We start from the raw sequence: 17646 nt of genomic DNA on the forward strand, positions 1-17646 counted from the left end.
AATCCATCTGGTTGCTGATAGCCGATGTTCGAGTATATATGGCATAGCCCAACGCGTAAATCGCTGATACGGTAGATTTTTTCGCCAAAATAACAAAGTAATAGTTTTAAATCAGAGGGTTAATTTAGAGTGTATATATTTATCAATCGCCTTGCGCTGTAGAAAACATGGCGCAGGAGGCCAATCGGGTTGGCGAAATCAGACCAATTGCGGATAATCAGAGACATTGAATATCAGCAATTTGCCCCTACATCGTAGAGCGAGTTGGCCGACTGCGGCCAAACAGTACAAACAATCGCCTGATGGGATAGGCGCTAAGGGATCCTGACAACCGTTATGCCTGAACAATATCGCTATACTCTGCCGGTCAAAGCCGGCGATCAGCGCCAGCTTGGCGAACTCACCGGCGCCGCCTGCGCCACGCTGGTAGCCGAAATGGCCGAACGCCATCATGGCCCGGTGGTGCTGGTTGCGCCCGACATGCAAAACGCCCTGCGTTTGAATGATGAAATCAGGCAATTTACCGATAGCATGGTGATCGGCCTCGCTGACTGGGAAACCCTGCCCTACGATAGCTTTTCGCCACATCAGGATATTATCTCTTCGCGCCTTGCGACTTTATATCAGTTGCCGACCATGCAGCGCGGGGTGCTTATCGTTCCCGTAAGCACTCTGATGCAGAAGGTCTGCCCGCATAATTATCTGCACGGTCACGCGCTGGTAATGAAAAAAGGGCAGCGTCTGTCGCGCGATGCGCTACGCACGCAGTTGGACAGCGCCGGTTACCGCCATGTCGATCAGGTAATGGAACACGGCGAATACGCGACCCGCGGCGCCCTGCTCGATCTCTTCCCGATGGGCAGCGAGCAGCCCTATCGCCTCGATTTCTTTGATGACGAAATAGACAGCCTGCGGTTATTCGATGTTGATAGCCAGCGTACTCTGGAAGAAGTCGAGGCCATCAATCTGCTGCCGGCGCATGAGTTCCCGACCGACCAGGCGGCGATCGAACTGTTCCGCAGCCAGTGGCGCGATCGCTTTGACGTGAAGCGCGACCCGGAACATATCTACCAGCAGGTGAGCAAAGGTACCCTGCCCGCCGGGATCGAATACTGGCAACCGCTGTTCTTCAACGAGCCGCTGCCGCCGCTGTTTAGCTATTTCCCGCCCAGTACGCTGATTGTGAATACCGGCGATCTGGAGCACAGCGCCGAGCGTTTCCAGAATGAGACCCGCGCCCGCTTTGAAAACCGCGGCGTCGATCCGATGCGCCCGCTGCTACCGCCGGAGCAGCTGTGGCTGCGCAGCGACGAGCTTTTTAGCGAGCTGAAAAAATGGCCGCGGGTCCAGTTAAAAACTGAACGTCTGGCGGAGAAAGCCGCTCATACTAACCTCGGCTATCAACCCCTGCCCGAGCTGGCGATTCAGGCGCAAAATAAAGCGCCGCTGGACAACCTGCGTCGCTTCCTTGAATCCTTCAGCGGCCCGGTGATTTTCTCAGTGGAAAGCGAAGGCCGCCGCGAGGCGCTGAGCGAAATGCTGGCACGCATCAAAGTTGCGCCAAAACATATATTGCGCCTGCAGGAAGCAACCGGAAATGGTCGCTTCCTGATGATCGGCGCCGCCGAGCACGGATTTATCGACAGCCAGGCAAATCTGGCGCTGATTTGCGAAAGCGATCTGCTGGGCGAACGCGTCGCCCGCCGCCGTCAGGATTCCCGCCGTACCATTAACCCCGACACGCTCATTCGCAACCTGGCGGAACTGCATATCGGACAGCCGGTGGTACACCTTGAACACGGGGTGGGTCGTTATGCCGGGATGACCACCCTCGAAGCCGGGGGCATCAAAGGCGAATATCTGATGCTGACCTACGCCAACGACGCCAAACTGTACGTCCCGGTATCGTCACTGCATTTGATTAGCCGCTACGCCGGCGGCGCGGAAGAAAATGCGCCGCTACACAAACTGGGCGGCGACGCCTGGGCGCGGGCAAGGCAAAAAGCGGCGGAGAAAGTGCGCGACGTGGCCGCCGAACTGCTGGATATCTACGCCCAGCGCGCGGCCAAAGAAGGCTTCGCCTTTAAGCATGACCGCGAGCAGTATCAATTATTCTGCGACGGTTTCCCGTTCGAAACCACGCCGGATCAGGCGCAGGCAATTAACGCCGTTCTCAGCGATATGTGCCAGCCGCTGGCAATGGACCGCCTGGTCTGCGGCGACGTTGGCTTCGGGAAAACCGAAGTGGCGATGCGCGCCGCCTTCCTCGCCGTCGAAAACCACAAACAGGTGGCCGTGCTGGTGCCGACCACCCTGCTCGCCCAGCAGCACTACGATAACTTCCGCGACCGCTTCGCCAACTGGCCGGTACGTATTGAGATGCTATCCCGTTTCCGCAGCGCCAAAGAGCAGGCGCAGATACTTGAACAGGCGGCAGAAGGTAAAATCGATATTCTGATCGGTACCCATAAGCTGCTGCAAAATGAAGTCAAGCTGCGCGACCTGGGTCTGCTTATCGTCGATGAAGAACACCGCTTCGGGGTGCGTCATAAAGAACGCATCAAGGCGATGCGCGCGGACGTCGATATCCTGACGCTGACCGCCACGCCTATTCCGCGTACGCTGAATATGGCGATGAGCGGAATGCGCGATCTGTCCATTATCGCCACCCCGCCAGCTCGCCGTCTGGCGGTAAAAACCTTTGTCCGCGAATATGACGCGCTGGTGGTTCGCGAGGCGATCCTGCGTGAAGTCCTGCGCGGCGGTCAGGTTTACTATCTGTATAACGATGTTGAAAATATTCAGAAAGCGGCGGATCGTCTGGCTGAACTGGTACCGGAGGCGCGAATTGCCATCGGTCACGGCCAGATGCGCGAACGCGAACTGGAACGGGTGATGAATGATTTCCATCACCAGCGTTTTAACGTGCTGGTCTGTACGACAATCATTGAAACCGGCATCGATATCCCAACCGCCAATACCATCATCATTGAGCGCGCCGATCACTTCGGCCTTGCCCAGCTACACCAGCTGCGCGGCCGCGTGGGTCGTTCGCACCATCAGGCCTACGCCTGGCTGCTCACCCCACATCCAAAAGCGATGACTACAGACGCGCAGAAACGCCTGGAAGCTATCGCTTCGCTGGAAGACCTCGGCGCCGGTTTTGCCCTCGCGACCCACGATCTTGAAATTCGCGGCGCCGGCGAACTGCTGGGAGAAGGTCAGAGCGGACAGATGGAAACCATTGGCTTCTCGCTGTATATGGAACTGCTGGAGAACGCCGTCGATGCCCTGAAAGAGGGTCGCGAGCCGTCGCTGGAAGATCTCACCAGCCAGCAGACGGAAGTGGAGCTGCGCATGCCGGCGCTGCTGCCGGATGACTTTATTCCCGACGTTAACACCCGTCTGTCGTTCTATAAGCGTATCGCCAGCACCAAAAACGAACACGATCTCGATGAGATCAAAGTCGAGCTGATCGATCGCTTTGGTACATTGCCGGATGCGGCGCGTAATTTGCTGGATATCACGCGCCTACGCCAGCAGGCGCAAAAGCTGGGGATCCGCAAGCTGGAGTGCAATGAAAAAGGCGGCGTGATCGAGTTTAACGAGAAAAATAACGTTAATCCGGTCTGGCTTATCGGCCTATTGCAGAAGCAGCCGCAGCATTACCGGCTGGATGGGCCGACAAGGCTCAAATTCTTCCAGGAGCTTGATGAGCGTAAAACGCGCATGGACTGGGTACGCCAGTTTATGCGTCAGCTGGAAGAAAACGCTACCGCTTGAGAACGAAGAGATGCGGTTGTCAAAACCGCATCTCTTTACCTGTCACTGTTAGCAAACTTTACAAACATTTTGCAATCCACCTGGATTTCCCAACACTCTCCCGCGCCATAATTGACATTGATTATCTTATAAAAATAACCGTTTGTTTATTGTGGAATTATGGTAATGATAAATATCTCGCGTGTTTCAACCTGGCTGACGGCATTCGCTCTCGCGGCGACGCTGGCCCTTCCCGCCCGCGCCAATACCTGGCCGTTACCGCCGAGCGGTAGCCGTCTGGTCGGGCAGAATCAGTTTCATGTAGTGCAGGATAACGGCGGGTCGCTGGAAGCGATTGCCAAAAAATACAACGTTGGTTTTCTCGCGCTGCTGCAGGCTAATCCCGGTGTCGATCCTTATGTGCCGCGCGCCGGGAGCGTGCTGACCATCCCGCTGCAGACACTGCTGCCTGACGCCCCCCGTGAAGGTCTGGTGCTCAATATCGCCGAGCTGCGTCTGTACTATTACCCACCGGGACAGAATAGCGTGACCGTTTACCCGATCGGTATCGGCCAGCTTGGCGGCGATACCCTGACTCCGACGATGGTCACTACCGTTTCAGATAAGCGCGCCAACCCGACCTGGACGCCAACCGCCAACATTCGCGCGCGTTATAAAGCGATGGGGATCGATTTGCCGGCAGTGGTTCCGGCCGGGCCGAATAACCCGATGGGACATCACGCGATTCGTCTTGCGGCCTACGGCGGCGTCTATCTACTGCACGGCACCAACGCCGATTTTGGCATCGGGATGCGCGTCAGTTCAGGCTGTATCCGCCTGCGCGATGCTGATATAAAGTCTCTGTATAACAAAATCACGCCGGGCACCAGGGTGAATATCATCAACGAACCTATCAAAGTTTCGGTAGAGCCAAACGGTACCCGTCTGGTGGAAGTCCACCAGCCGCTCTCCGAACATATCAATGACGATCCGCAAACGCTGCCAATCGTCCTGAACGCCAGCATGAAGAACTTTAAGCAGGCGCCGCAGACCAATCAGCAGGTAATGGAAAGCGCAATGGCGCTGCGTTCCGGAATGCCGGTCGATGTGACCCACCACCAGCTTTCCGCCGAGCAAGCCTTGTAATACATTTGCGAATTGCAGAAAGTAAAAACCCGCCAGGCACGGCGGGTTTTTTTGTGGCAATCGCCAGCTTCGCTGACGAGGTTTCGCGGGGCGCGGTCCCATGAAGGGGTGTGGACCGCGTCGCGAGAGTGGCATAACAAAGGGAACTACGTTTACTGCTTACTACACGCGTTCTGCTGAAGGGGGTCAGGAACGCGTTTTGTCAGTGGCATGACAGGGGTTACAACATTTATTTATAGATAACTGCGGTACCGTGCAGGGTATTAGGACCGGTTACCGAAGTAATGCGGTAAGAGGTCGCCCCCATTTCGTCGGCTTTCTGCGCCAGCTGATCTTCGAGCGAACCCAGATTGGTGCCGGCGGATGCGGAAACGGTACCGATTTTATGTTGGCCTGCTGGGGTGGATTGCACCTCAACAGCGGCGAAACTTGCAAATGAGAGTGAGCTCAGTACGGCAGCAAGTGCCAGTTTTTGGACGTTTTTCATGATTATTATACCTATGCAGATGATTTTTATAGTAGGGTCGTAAGAATTAACTTAACGATCGATAGGTAAATGATAATGTGATCCATGTCACAGGTCAACTCATTTTTATAACGATCATTTAACTATTTATAAAATGCTTAATTTTCATACATATATGAATTATTTATTTTTGGACTTCTGCCGCTGGCGGCATGACACGTTTATTTTTATAATGGCCGTTCAACAACCCAACATAGGTACAACGGCATCATGACAACTGACGTTCAAAGTTGCGCAAAAAAAAGCCGTGGCCGACCTAAAGTGTTCGACAGGGACGCGGCGCTGGACAAGGCCATGACACTTTTCTGGCAGCACGGCTATGAAGCAACTTCGCTTGCCGATCTCGTCGAAGCGACCGGCGCGAAAGCCCCGACGCTGTACGCCGAGTTCGTGAACAAAGAAGGCTTATTCCGCGCGGTGCTGGATCGCTACATCTCCCGCTTTGCCGCGAAACATGAAGCCCTGCTATTCGATGACCAAAAAACCGTCGATCAGGCGCTGCGCGACTATTTCACCGCTGTCGCTACCTGCTTTACCAGCAAAGATACCCCGGCAGGCTGTTTTATGATTAACACCTCCGCGGCGCTGGCCGCCTCTTCAACCGATATCGCCAACACTATTAAGTCGCGGCACGCGGTGCAGGAACAAACGTTGACGCAATTTTTACAGCAGCGCCAGCAGCGCGGCGAACTCCCTGCGCAGGGCAATGTCTTGCAGTTGGCGCAGTTTTTAAACTGCGTGCTGCAAGGAATGTCAATCAGCGCGCGCGAAGGCGCTGATTTCGCCACGCTGAAACAAATTAGCGACACTACGCTGCGCCTGTGGCCGCAAATCCTGCAACCTTAATCCCCTACCGGCGGCCCTCGCTCGCCGGTTTTTTCCCCTTCTGCTAAATACCCTTACTTTTCTCAATATTTTCATTATGTTGATTTGTTGTAAATGATATTGATAACGATAATCAATATGTGCAAAATTCGCATTTGTCTTTCTATATGTTTCACGCTGTAACAGCCGCGCCTGTGGCTGAAAAAAATAACAACAGTAATGACTAACTCATATCAAGGAATGCGAATGAACAAGCGCCTCTGGCTGCTCAATCCCCTGCTGCTGGCCACCGCCCTGCCTGCCTTTGCCGCGCAGGCCGCCGATGAAGACGATATCATCGTCAGCGCCAACCGTAACCACCGTACCGTCGCCGAGATGGCGCAAACCACCTGGGTGATTGAAGGCCAGGAAATTGAGCAACAGGTTCAGGGTGGTAAAGAGTTTAAAGACGTCCTCGCGCAGTTGATCCCCGGAATAGATGTCAGCAGCCAGGGGCGTACCAACTACGGCATGAACATGCGCGGACGCGCCATCGTGGTACTGATCGACGGCGTGCGCCTCAATTCATCGCGCACCGATAGCCGCCAGCTTGATGCCATCGATCCGTTTAACATCGAACATATTGAAGTTATATCCGGCGCCACATCGTTATACGGCGGCGGCAGTACCGGCGGTCTGATTAATATCGTCACGAAAAAGGGCCAGCAGGAACGCCAGGTGGATCTGGAGTTGGGTGGTAAAACCGGCTTTGCCAATAGCAACGATCATGATGAACGGGTGGCGGCGGCCGTCAGCGGCGGTACCGATCATGCTTCCGGCCGTCTATCAGTGGCGTATCAACGCTTCGGCGGCTGGTATGACGCCAACAATGACGCGCTGATCCTCGATAATACGCAAACCGGCTTACAACATTCGGACCGACTCGACGTGATGGGCACCGGAACCATAGAAATCGATGACCAGCGCCAGCTCCAGCTGGTCACGCAGTACTATAAAAGCCAGGGCGATGATTATGGTCTGAATCTGGGCAAAGATATGTCGGCGGTGCTTGGTGAAAGTAAAGCCTGGACCTCTGACGGGCTTAACTCTGACCGCGTGCCCGGCACCGAGCGTCATTTGATCAGCCTGCAATATTCCGACGCCGACTTCTTCGGCCAGAATCTGGTCAGCCAGATTTACTACCGCGATGAGTCGCTGACCTTCTACCCCTTCCCGGCCTTGAGCAAAGGTAAAATCAGCAGTTTTTCCGCCTCACAGCAGGATACCGATCAGTACGGCGCTAAGATCACCTTCAACAGCCAGCCGCTAACGGGATGGGATCTGACCTGGGGCGTTGACGCCGACCATGAAACCTTTAATTCCAACCAGATGTTCTTCGATCTGGATAAGGCGATGGCTTCCGGCGGCCTGAATAATCAGTCTGCCTATACCACCGGCCGTTATCCTGGCTACAGCATCACCAATCTTGCGCCGTTCCTGCAAAGCAGTTACGACCTGAACGACATCTTCACCCTTAGCGGCGGCGTGCGTTATCAGTGGACGGAAAACCGGGTCGATGATTTTGTCGGCTACGCGCAGCAGCAGGATGTCGCTAAAGGCAAATACCGGTCGGCTGACGCCATTCCTGGCGGCAAGACCGATTATGATAACTTCCTCTTTAATGCCGGGATCGTCGCCCACATTACCGAACGCCAGCAGACCTGGTTTAACTTCTCTCAGGGCGTCGAACTGCCGGATCCGGGAAAATATTATGGTATCGGCAGCTACGGCGCGGCGGTTAACGGCCATCTGCCGCTGATCTCGAGCGTTAACGTCGGCGACTCGCCGCTGCAGGGGATCAAAGTTAACTCCTGGGAGCTGGGCTGGCGCTACACCGGCGACAACCTGCGCACGCAGCTTGCCGCTTATTACTCGACATCAGACAAAACCATCGTAGTTAACCGCAGCGACATGACCATTGATGTGCAATCGGATAAACGTCGCATTTACGGCGTGGAAGGCGCGGTGGACTACTTCGTGCCTGATAGCGACTGGAGTCTGGGCGCTAACTTCAACGTGCTGAAATCGCAAGTTAAAACCGATGGCAGTTGGCAGAAGTGGGACGTCACCCTGGCCTCGCCGTCGAAAGCCACCGCCTGGGTCGGCTGGGCGCCTGACCCGTGGTCGCTGCGTGTGCAGAGCCAGCAGGTATTTGATTTAAGCGACGCCAGTGGCAATAAGCTTGATGGGTACAACACCGTCGATTTTATCGGTAGCTATTTGCTGCCGGTGGGTAAACTGACCTTTAGCATCGAAAACTTGCTGAACGAAGATTACGTCACCATCTGGGGACAGCGTGCGCCGCTGTTGTATAGCCCAACCTATGGCAGCGCCGGGCTGTACGAATATAAAGGACGCGGCCGGACCTTCGGCCTGAACTACGCGTTAACGTTCTGATAAAAAAAGCCCCTCAGCCTGAGTGATTGAGGGGCTAATCGCTTAAAACTGCTATTTTACGCTTTGTTATTCAGAATCAGCTGACCGTTGCTATCGAGGGGTATTTGCGCCCCCGGTTGATGGTCCATGCGAATCTTGCCCTGCTGGTCGCCGATTTTATAGGTGACGTCATAACCAAGCATTTTTTCCGACTTGTCGTAGACCGTCTTACAGCGCTGCTGGGTGGTGGTATAGGTGTCGTTTTCCTGCATCGAGCCCTGAATTTGGTTACCAGCATAGCCGCCGCCCAGCGCGCCGACGACGGTTGCCACGCTACGACCGCGACCGCCGCCAAACTGATGGCCAATCACGCCGCCGGCGACCGCGCCGAGAACGGAACCGGCAATACGGTTTTCATCCTGAACCGGGCGACGATGGGTAACGGTGACGTTACGGCACTCCTGACGCGGCGTTTTTATGCTTTCATTTATTGGCGTACTGGACACCACTTGCGCATATTGCGGGCCACGATCTAATACATTGAGACCGGCAACGGCGGCGACGCCCAACGCGGCGGCAACGCCAATCCCAATACCCGCCAACATTGATTTATTCACGGGAGTTCCTCCTTCATTGCTGTTACTAGCAATTCTGCGTTCTGCTCAGGGGGTATGCAAATCAGAAAGCGGATGAAAAATGCGGGAACCTACGGCAAATCAAGGGGATTCAGAGGATTCCTAACGGGAAGTTGCGATTCAGGCAGAAGGATATGCTGTGTTTTCAGGATAGCGTCGCGATGACGCTATCCTGATTACTTGCCGCTTAGTGCAGCTTGAGACGCGGACGAATAATGCGGTTAATACGCCCCACCAGCATCATCAGGCCGGTTTTGAAATAGCCGTGTAACGCAATCTGATGCATGCGATACAGCGAGATATACACGAAGCGCGCAATTCGCCCTTCAACCATCATCGAGCCGCGCATCAGGTTGCCCATCAGGCTGCCAACGGTGGAGTAGTTCGACAGCGACACCAGTGAACCGTGATCTTTGTAGACATACGGTTTCAGCGCTTTGCCTTTCATCTGCGCCAGAATGTTATTCAGCGCGCAGGTTGCCATCTGGTGCGCCGCCTGGGCGCGTGGAGGTACAAAGCCGCCTTCCGGACGAGCGCAGGAGGCGCAATCGCCGATAGCGTAAATATCCGGATCACGGGTGGTCTGCAGCGTTGGCTCAACCACCAGTTGGTTAATGCGGTTGGTCTCCAGGCCGCCAATCTCTTTCATAAAATCAGGCGCTTTGATGCCCGCTGCCCACACCATCAGGTCGGCATCAATAAACTGCCCGTCTTTAGTATGCAGGCCGTTAACGTCTGCGCTGGTCACCATAGTCTGGGTCAGGACACGAACGCCAAGTTTGGTCAGCTCATTGTGCGCGGCGCCGGAAATACGCGGCGGCAGCGCCGGAAGAATACGTTCGCCGGCTTCGACCAGCGTCACGTTCAGCGCTTCGTTGGTCAATCCTTTATAGCCATAGCTATGCAGCTGTTTCACCGCATTATGTAGCTCAGCGGACAGCTCAACCCCGGTGGCCCCTCCGCCGACGATAGCGATATTGACCTTACCGTTCGCGCCGAGGTTTGCAGAATACTTGAGGAACAGGTTAAGCATTTCCTGATGGAAACGGCGCGCCTGGTGCGGGTTATCAAGGAAAATGCAGTTTTCCTTCACCCCTGGAGTATTAAAGTCATTGGAGGTGCTGCCCAGCGCCATCACCAGCGTGTCGTACGGCAGCTTACGCTCGGCAACCAACAGCTCGCCTTTCTCGTTACGCAGTTCCGCGAGGGTAATGGTTTTCCCTTCGCGATTGATATCCACCACCGAGCCTAGCTGGAACTGGAAACCGTGGTTGCGCGCGTGCGCCAGATAGCTCAGCGCGTCAACGCCTTCATCCAGAGAACCGGTCGCTACTTCGTGCAGCAACGGCTTCCACAGGTGGCTATGGTTGCGGTCCACCAGCGTAATTTTCGCTTTTTTGTTGCGGCCCAGCTTTCTACCCAACTGAGTAGCCAGTTCCAGTCCGCCGGCACCACCACCTACAATAACGATTCTTTTCAATGGCGTAGTCACAAGACCCCCTAAAATTATTAACCAATTGTTAATTAAAAGTTATCCAAATAGCTCTTAGTTAACAATAGGTTGCAGCGATGAAACCATTCAGCAGCACCGAGAATAGCATGAACGGAACATTGGTCATACCAAAATTGATGTGCATCAAGTTTTACCGCATATTTTTTAAACGAACAACGTCAATTATGGACAAGAAAAAGCCCGCGGCGTTTGCACGCCGCGGGCTGAATAGGTGAAAACAGGATTAACCGAGGGTCTTAAAAGCCTTTATTCGCTGCAGGTGCGGCGAAAGACTTTTAAATTTATGCGTCTGTTCTTCATCCCAGATGATTTCGTAATAATGATGCAGCAAGTCAGCCGAGCGTTGGCTATCCAGCGCCTCATCATGACGTGATAGCACCACCAGGCAGCGGTCGCGATTTTTTTCACGGAAGTTGTTCACACACTTGGTGGCGATATCCTGATACTCTTCCGGCCTGTCGATTTTCCCTTCCATGTTCTCGTGAGGGAACAGATTCGGGTTGAACACGGCCTGGCGAATATCACAGAGAAAACCAATCCTTTCCGCCCAGTAGCCACCTAACCCGACACCGCATATCAGCGGCCGATCGTCGGCAGTGAGCTGCAGCATTTTGTCGACTTCCTTCAACAAATGCTGCATATCATGTTTTGGATGGAGCGTACTGTAGCTAATCAACCGTACGTCAGGATCGATAAACTGCAGCTGCAGCACCTTTTCATGGTTACCGGGGCTGTTAGAGTCAAAACCGTGTAAATAGATAATCATCGTATCCTCACCAGACAACAACGCCCTTCAGGTTAATTACGCAGACTTCGCTTCTTGCCAGCGCGCATGGAGCGCCTCCAGCTGTGCGTTGACCGTCTGCCAACGCGCGGAATCTCGCAGTTCCTGACGGGTAAATGAACCTTTATGATACAATTTTGTAACACGCTCTGCTTTGATCGGGGACAGGTTATCCAATACGCTCACCGCGCCTTTACGATTATTGCAGACCAGGATCATATCGCAACCGGCATCGAGCGATGCCTGCCCACGTTCAGCATAGCTGCCCATGATCGCCGCTCCTTCCATCGACAGGTCGTCAGAGAAGATGACGCCGTCAAAGCCCAGCTCGCCGCGCAACACCGTCTTCAGCCAGTATTCGGAACCACTGGCCGGACGCGGATCGATATCAGGATAAATCACGTGCGCCGGCATAATCGCATCCAGCCGTTGTTCATCGATCAGACTTTTGAACACCGCCATATCTTTGGCGCGAATTTCCGCCGCCGGACGCGGATCAATCGGCGTCTCTTTGTGTGAATCCGCCGTCACCGCGCCGTGGCCAGGGAAGTGTTTACCGGTGGTTTTCATGCCCGCAGCATGCATACCGTCAATGAAATGGCGAGCCATCGCCAGCGCCTTTTGCGGGTCTTCATGCCAGGAGCGTTCGCCGATCGCGGCGCTGATATGGCCGACATCCAGCACCGGCGCAAAGCTGATATCAATATCCATAGCGATCATTTCACTGGCCATCAGCCAACCGGCTTCTACGGCAAGCTTACCGCCCTCTTCCATCCCCAACAGCGCCGCAAAAGACTGCGCGGCGGGCAGGCGAGTAAAACCTTCGCGGAAACGCTGCACGCGCCCGCCTTCTTGATCAACCGCCACCACGAGATGATTCCGCGAGGCCGCGCGGATTTGGCGTACCAGTTCACGCAATTGCGCCGGATCGTGGTAGTTGCGGGTAAACAAAATTAAGCCGCCAACCAAAGGATGAGCCAGAATCTCACGCTCTTCCGCATCCAGTTCAAAACCTTCGACATCCAACATTACCGGACCCACACAGACCTCTCTTATCCTTTGTTTTCTGTTTCTAACTGACGCCATGTCGCATCCGCCAGCGTAATAAATTGCCGGTCGCCGCTCTGCTGCCAGCGCCGTTCATACCATCCCGCCATCAGCATGAGCACCCACGGTCGCCAGCGTTGTATTTGCCGCCGCAGTTGACGCTCATCAAGCTGCGCGAGCCGTGAATAGTCTTTAAGCAGCTGGCAACGCGTAGGGGCATCGCACCATACCGCTGCCAGTTCAAGCGCGATATCGCCGTCTCCGGCATACTCCCAGTCAATCAAGCGCAGGCCGTCGTCGCGGTGAATGATATTGCCGGCGTGGACGTCCATATGCAGAGGCGCCAAACGCAACGGCTGTGGTTCTCGCCGGCGCAATAACCGTTTCTGCCAGCGTAACCACAAAAGCGTACGCCGGGTCGGATCGCACTGCTGCCAGTACAATTCAAGTAATGGCGCCAGCTCGACACGCCAACCAAAACGCGGCTGTTGATGCAGATGATACAATAAGCCGGCAAGTGAAGGGCACTCCGGCAGCGCGCTTTTCACCTCCCCTGCGCAATACTCCACCACCATCCAGCACGGCGAAAAAAATACCGCCGCCGGCGACAGCGTCGCGGGGAGGCGCTGAAGCGCGCGGTACTGGCGTAAAAAATGGCTGAGCGGCGCCTGCGGATCGTGCGGCTGGCGCAGCACCAGCCGGCGGACGCCATCGCTGATAATACAGCTGCCGCCGCTAAGACCGTTTTCAGTCAGCGCGGCGACAGGTGAATAGCGGGGGAAAAAGCGCGACAAGAGCTCGTCGCGCGTAAGCTTATTGTTGCTGAACCGCACCTTTGCCTGACCAGATAATCTCGCCGGACTGCACCAGCATCAGTTGCATTTTCAGCTCCGGCGAGTTGACGTTACCGGTGGCATTCGAGTACAGCACGTACTGAGCGCCAACGGTGCGCGCAATTCCCATCGCTTTGCTGCGGCTGCCGAGACTATCCTGCGGCGAAAGACCTAATTGTTGTTTCGCTACGGAGAGCTGCTGCGGGGAGACCAGCGTAAACTTGCCGTTGCCCGCCAGCGCATTGCGCAGCGCGGAGGTCGCTTCAGACGCGTTCAGCGATCCGTTGGTACGGTTATTGACGCTATCCACCAGCAGAATACTGCCCGCGTTCACGCCGCCCGCCTGCAGCATCTGGCCGATCATCGGTTGCACAGCGCCGTCCCAGTTGTAGTGGCGCACGCGCGGCGCAGGCTGAGAGGGCTGTGAAGGCTGCTCGCTGCCGTGTTCGATTGGACCCGGCTGCGTTGGCACCGTCGGCACGGCAGGCACCGTCGGCTGCGGCTGCGCAGGTTGCTCCGGCTTCGGCTTGGCCTCCTCGACTGGCGCAGGTTCATTACGTTGTCCCACACAGCCTGCCAGGAATATCGCCAGTGCAGTGATTAACGCATAGCGACACATTTTAATCATTATGATGACCTCTTAGAGATAAAGATAAAGGCGGGCTTTGTGCGCCCCGAGAATATTTGCACTGCCGTAGAGCACAACGGACGAGTGGGCGGGAACCGTCACGCTTCGCGCAGGTTCCAACGGATGCATCTCCAGCCCATGAGCGTCATACCAGAAAAAACGGTAGTGCACAGTAATGGGCTGTTGCCGTTCGTTAAATAATCTTGAGGTAGCGGTGGCCTGAATTTCCGAGGCGGTGACCGACGGTGGATCGGCGCTGATACCCGCCGCCAGAACGCTGGATTCCATCACCAAAGTCTGCTGTTCGCCAACCGGAATTTCCGGGCGCGAACTACATCCGGCCAGCAGCGCCGCCAGAATCAAAACGCCTGAATAAGCAGCGCGCATCGGTTTAGCCTTTATGCGCCAGCATCGGGCCTAACGGACGGCCGCCCAGCAGGTGCATATGAATATGGTAGACTTCCTGGCCGCCGTGGCGGTTGCAGTTTACGATAAGGCGGTAGCCGTCATCAGCCAGGCCTTCATCACGGGCAATCCTGGCCGCGACGGTCATCATACGGCCCAGCGCCAGTTCGTGCTCAGTCGTAACGTCGTTCACGGTCGGAATCAGGATATTCGGGATAATCAGAATATGGGTCGGCGCCTGCGGAGAGATATCGCGAAAAGCGGTGACCAGCTCATCCTGATAAACAATATCCGACGGGATTTCCCGGCGAATGATTTTGCTGAAAATCGTTTCTTCTGCCATGACTGATTCCTTATTAGTTTTATACCGTGCTCCGGCCTGCCTCTGCAGATAAACACGAATGCACAGGATCAGCTAAGAGTATGAGCGACTTCCTCCCTCTCTTTCAACCTGAATGCAGTTTTTCTTATTCAACTATAGACTTAGCTGCTGAGGGAATAAGCATTTCTCCCCATTTTCCTGCCATTGCCAACAATGAGCAGAATACCGACGTAAAAAAGGCAGCCATTTGGCTGCCTTAGTCTCCCCACACTACGTCTTAGCTGTTGCGGATGTATTCATCCATTTCGGTTTTCAGGTTATCGGACTTGGTACCGAAAATGGCCTGAACGCCAGAACCTGCAACAACTACGCCAGCAGCACCCAGTTTTTTCAGACCAGCCTGATCAACTTTCGCTACGTCAGCCACGCTCACGCGCAGACGAGTAATACATGCGTCGAGGTTAGTGATGTTCTCTTTACCGCCGAAAGCAGCAATCAGAGCTGGGGCCATTTCACTGGTAGCGGCGCCTTTGCTGTCTTCAGTGGCATCTTCACGACCCGGAGTTTTCAGGTCCAGCGCTTTAATCAGCACACGGAAGACTACGTAGTACACGATCGCGTAGCAAATACCGACAATCGGGAACAGCCACAGCTTGCTGCTGTTGCCGGACAGAACGATAAAGTCGATCAGACCGTGAGAGAATGAAGTACCGTCACGCATACCCAGCAGGATACAGATCGGGAATGCCAGGCCTGCAAGAATCGCGTGAATGATATACAGGATCGGCGCAACGAACATGAAGGAGAACTCGATCGGCTCGGTAATACCGGTCAGGAACGAGGTCAGCGCAGCGGAGATCATGATACCACCGACTTTGGCGCGGTTCTCTGGTTTAGCAGAGTGCCAAATCGCGATAGCTGCAGCCGGCAGGCCGTACATTTTGAACAGGAAGCCGCCAGACAGTTTACCCGCAGTCGGGTCGCCGGCCATGTAACGCGGGATGTCGCCGTGGAACACCTGACCTGCAGCGTTGGTGTATTCACCAATCTGCATCTGGAAAGGTACGTTCCAGATATGGTGCAGACCAAACGGTACCAGGCAGCGCTCAATGAAGCCGTAGATACCGAACGCCACAACCGGGTTCTGGTAAGCCGCCCATTGAGAGAAGGTCTGGATGGCGGAACCGATCGGCGGCCAGATGAAGGACAGGATCACGCCGGTGAAGATAGCGGCGAGACCAGAGATAATCGGCACAAAGCGCTTGCCCGCGAAGAAGCCGAGATATTCAGGCAGCTTGATACGGTAGAAGCGGTTGAACATGTAGGCTGCAATCGCACCGGAAATAATACCGCCAAGCACGCCGGTATCAGCCAGGTGTTTCGCTGCGATTTCCTCAGCAGGTAAATGCAGAACCAGCGGCGCGACTACCGCCATGGTTTTCACCATGATGCCGTAAGCTACGACTGCAGCCAGTGCGGATACACCGTCGTTATTGGTGAAGCCAAGCGCAACACCGATTGCGAAGATCAGCGGCATATTGGCGAAAACTGAACCGCCTGCTTCTGCCATGACGTGGGAAACCACGGCAGGCAGCCAGCTGAAGTTGGCAGAACCGACGCCCAGCAGAATACCTGCGATAGGCAGTACGGATACTGGCAGCATCAGCGATTTACCGACCTTCTGCAGGTTAGCAAATGCATTCTTAAACATAATTGAGAGTGCTCCTGAGTATTTGGTACTTTTTTACGTTTTCACGCATTGGCCCGGGGGGAGAACCGTGCCGTGGACAGGACATCTAAGCGCCCTTTATTTATTACACAGAGTAAAATAATTAACGCGGAGATTGTTTGACGGCTATCACGTTTCATTCAGTCAACATATAAAAATTTACACTGATTTACATAATGTGTATCTGTATGTTGCAGAAATGCGTTCACCGCCTCTGTCGCGGCGGTGAACTTTACTCGCTTTGAGTATTAATTACGAGCCTTAAAATAATAGAAAGATCAGGCAGGTTGCAGTCTGGCAGGGTCGATGTGGAACAAGCTGGCAAAGTTTTCGGTGGTTTGTTGCGCAAGTTGCTCCAGCGACACGCCCTTCAAGACCGCCATGTATTCGGCGACATCACGCACCATCGCCGGCTGGTTCTCTTTACCGCGATGCGGCACCGGCGCCAGATAGGGCGAATCGGTCTCTACCAGCAGGCGATCGAGCGGCACATAACGCGCTGCATCTCGCAGCTGTTCGGCATTACGGAACGTGACGATACCGGAAAACGAAATATAGAACCCCATATCGAGCAGTTTACCCGCGGTCTCTCTATCCTCTGTGAAACAGTGTAGTACGCCACCGCAATCCGTCACGTTTTCTTCCTGCAAAATTGCAAGCGTGTCGGCGCGCGCATCACGGGTATGCACAATCACCGGTTTATTTAATTCGCGGCCAATGCGGATATGCTGACGGAAAGACTCCTGCTGGCGCAGTTTGGTTTCCGGGGTATAGAAGTAATCGAGCCCGGTTTCCCCCATCGCCACTACGCCCTCTTCCGCCGCCAGCGTACGCAGCTCCTCATAGTCATACGCTTCATCCTGGTTCAGGGGATGCACGCCGCAAGAAAAGACAACGTCATCGCGCTGGCCGATTAATTCACGCATCCCGCGGTATCCCGGCAGCGTCGTGGCGACAGCCAGGAAAAACCTGACATCACGCGCGGCGGCTTTCGCCAGAACATCATCGACGTCTTTATGCAACGTTTGATAATCCAGGCCATCAAGATGGCAGTGGGAATCGACTAAAAACATATT

General features: G+C 54.7%; 16 protein-coding genes. 5 read left to right on the forward strand and 11 right to left on the reverse strand.

What is annotated here, in order from left to right:
* Positions 1-336 precede the first annotated feature (336 nt).
* Positions 337-3783 carry a transcription-repair coupling factor gene (gene mfd / locus KGA69_RS20840; protein ID WP_045393716.1) on the forward strand — a complete coding sequence of 1149 codons (3447 nt, stop codon included), beginning with the start codon at positions 337-339 and terminating at the stop codon, positions 3781-3783.
* A gap of 165 nt (positions 3784-3948) precedes the next feature.
* Complete coding sequence (gene ldtC, locus KGA69_RS20845; protein ID WP_045393713.1) at positions 3949-4908, forward strand: L,D-transpeptidase LdtC; 960 nt, start codon at positions 3949-3951, stop codon at positions 4906-4908.
* Positions 4909-5137: 229 nt separating this feature from the next.
* On the opposite strand, the gene bhsA is transcribed toward ldtC, so the two are convergent.
* The gene (gene bhsA, locus KGA69_RS20850) at positions 5138-5395 is read right to left on the reverse strand and encodes a multiple stress resistance protein BhsA (RefSeq protein WP_045375056.1); all 258 of its coding nucleotides are present in this window, start codon (positions 5393-5395) and stop codon (positions 5138-5140) included.
* A gap of 133 nt (positions 5396-5528) precedes the next feature.
* Between bhsA and KGA69_RS20855 the strand changes: the two genes are divergently transcribed.
* The 3 genes from KGA69_RS20855 (at position 5529) to KGA69_RS20865 (ending at position 8695) form a co-directional block, all read left to right on the forward strand.
* A complete protein-coding gene (locus tag KGA69_RS20855) occupies positions 5529-5648 on the forward strand; it encodes a hypothetical protein (RefSeq protein ID WP_162184065.1) in 120 nt (39 codons plus the stop codon).
* A complete protein-coding gene (locus tag KGA69_RS20860) occupies positions 5645-6280 on the forward strand; it encodes a TetR/AcrR family transcriptional regulator (protein WP_045393711.1) in 636 nt (211 codons plus the stop codon). The genes KGA69_RS20855 and KGA69_RS20860 overlap by 4 nt, the downstream gene beginning before the upstream one ends.
* Positions 6281-6505: 225 nt before the next feature.
* On the forward strand, positions 6506-8695 hold the full coding sequence (locus KGA69_RS20865; RefSeq protein ID WP_045393710.1) for a TonB-dependent siderophore receptor: 2190 nt from the start codon (positions 6506-6508) through the stop codon (positions 8693-8695).
* A 56-nt stretch (positions 8696-8751) separates the two neighbouring features.
* On the opposite strand, the gene KGA69_RS20870 is transcribed toward KGA69_RS20865, so the two are convergent.
* The 10 genes from KGA69_RS20870 to KGA69_RS20915 form a co-directional block, all read right to left on the reverse strand.
* Positions 8752-9291 (reverse strand): glycine zipper 2TM domain-containing protein, encoded by a 540-nt coding sequence (locus KGA69_RS20870; protein WP_213292628.1) that lies wholly within the window; start codon positions 9289-9291, stop codon positions 8752-8754.
* A gap of 205 nt (positions 9292-9496) precedes the next feature.
* On the reverse strand, positions 9497-10801 hold the full coding sequence (locus KGA69_RS20875) for an NAD(P)/FAD-dependent oxidoreductase (protein ID WP_015367177.1): 1305 nt from the start codon (positions 10799-10801) through the stop codon (positions 9497-9499).
* Positions 10802-11045: 244 nt separating this feature from the next.
* Positions 11046-11588 (reverse strand): alpha/beta hydrolase YcfP, encoded by a 543-nt coding sequence (gene ycfP / locus KGA69_RS20880; RefSeq protein ID WP_047046860.1) that lies wholly within the window; start codon positions 11586-11588, stop codon positions 11046-11048.
* 36 nt (positions 11589-11624) lie between these two features.
* Complete coding sequence (nagZ, locus tag KGA69_RS20885) at positions 11625-12635, reverse strand: beta-N-acetylhexosaminidase (protein ID WP_161801943.1); 1011 nt, start codon at positions 12633-12635, stop codon at positions 11625-11627.
* Between the two features lie 23 nt (positions 12636-12658).
* The gene (thiK, locus tag KGA69_RS20890; protein ID WP_213292629.1) at positions 12659-13486 is read right to left on the reverse strand and encodes a thiamine kinase; all 828 of its coding nucleotides are present in this window, start codon (positions 13484-13486) and stop codon (positions 12659-12661) included.
* Positions 13467-14105 (reverse strand): penicillin-binding protein activator LpoB, encoded by a 639-nt coding sequence (gene lpoB / locus KGA69_RS20895; protein WP_161801944.1) that lies wholly within the window; start codon positions 14103-14105, stop codon positions 13467-13469. Before lpoB ends, thiK begins: the two co-directional genes overlap by 20 nt.
* A 21-nt stretch (positions 14106-14126) precedes the next feature.
* Complete coding sequence (locus KGA69_RS20900; RefSeq protein ID WP_045393699.1) at positions 14127-14501, reverse strand: YcfL family putative periplasmic lipoprotein; 375 nt, start codon at positions 14499-14501, stop codon at positions 14127-14129.
* A gap of 4 nt (positions 14502-14505) precedes the next feature.
* Positions 14506-14862, reverse strand: a complete 357-nt coding sequence (gene hinT, locus KGA69_RS20905) for a purine nucleoside phosphoramidase (protein WP_045393698.1) — start codon at positions 14860-14862, stop codon at positions 14506-14508.
* Positions 14863-15118: 256 nt separating this feature from the next.
* Complete coding sequence (gene ptsG / locus KGA69_RS20910; protein WP_045393695.1) at positions 15119-16552, reverse strand: PTS glucose transporter subunit IIBC; 1434 nt, start codon at positions 16550-16552, stop codon at positions 15119-15121.
* Positions 16553-16848: 296 nt separating this feature from the next.
* Positions 16849-17643, reverse strand: coding sequence for a metal-dependent hydrolase (locus KGA69_RS20915; RefSeq protein WP_047046875.1), 795 nt, complete (start codon positions 17641-17643; stop codon positions 16849-16851).
* Positions 17644-17646 lie beyond the last annotated feature (3 nt).

The organism is Klebsiella sp. A52 (assembly GCF_018388785.1).
GTDB classification, from domain to species: Bacteria; Pseudomonadota; Gammaproteobacteria; order Enterobacterales; family Enterobacteriaceae; genus Klebsiella; species Klebsiella aerogenes.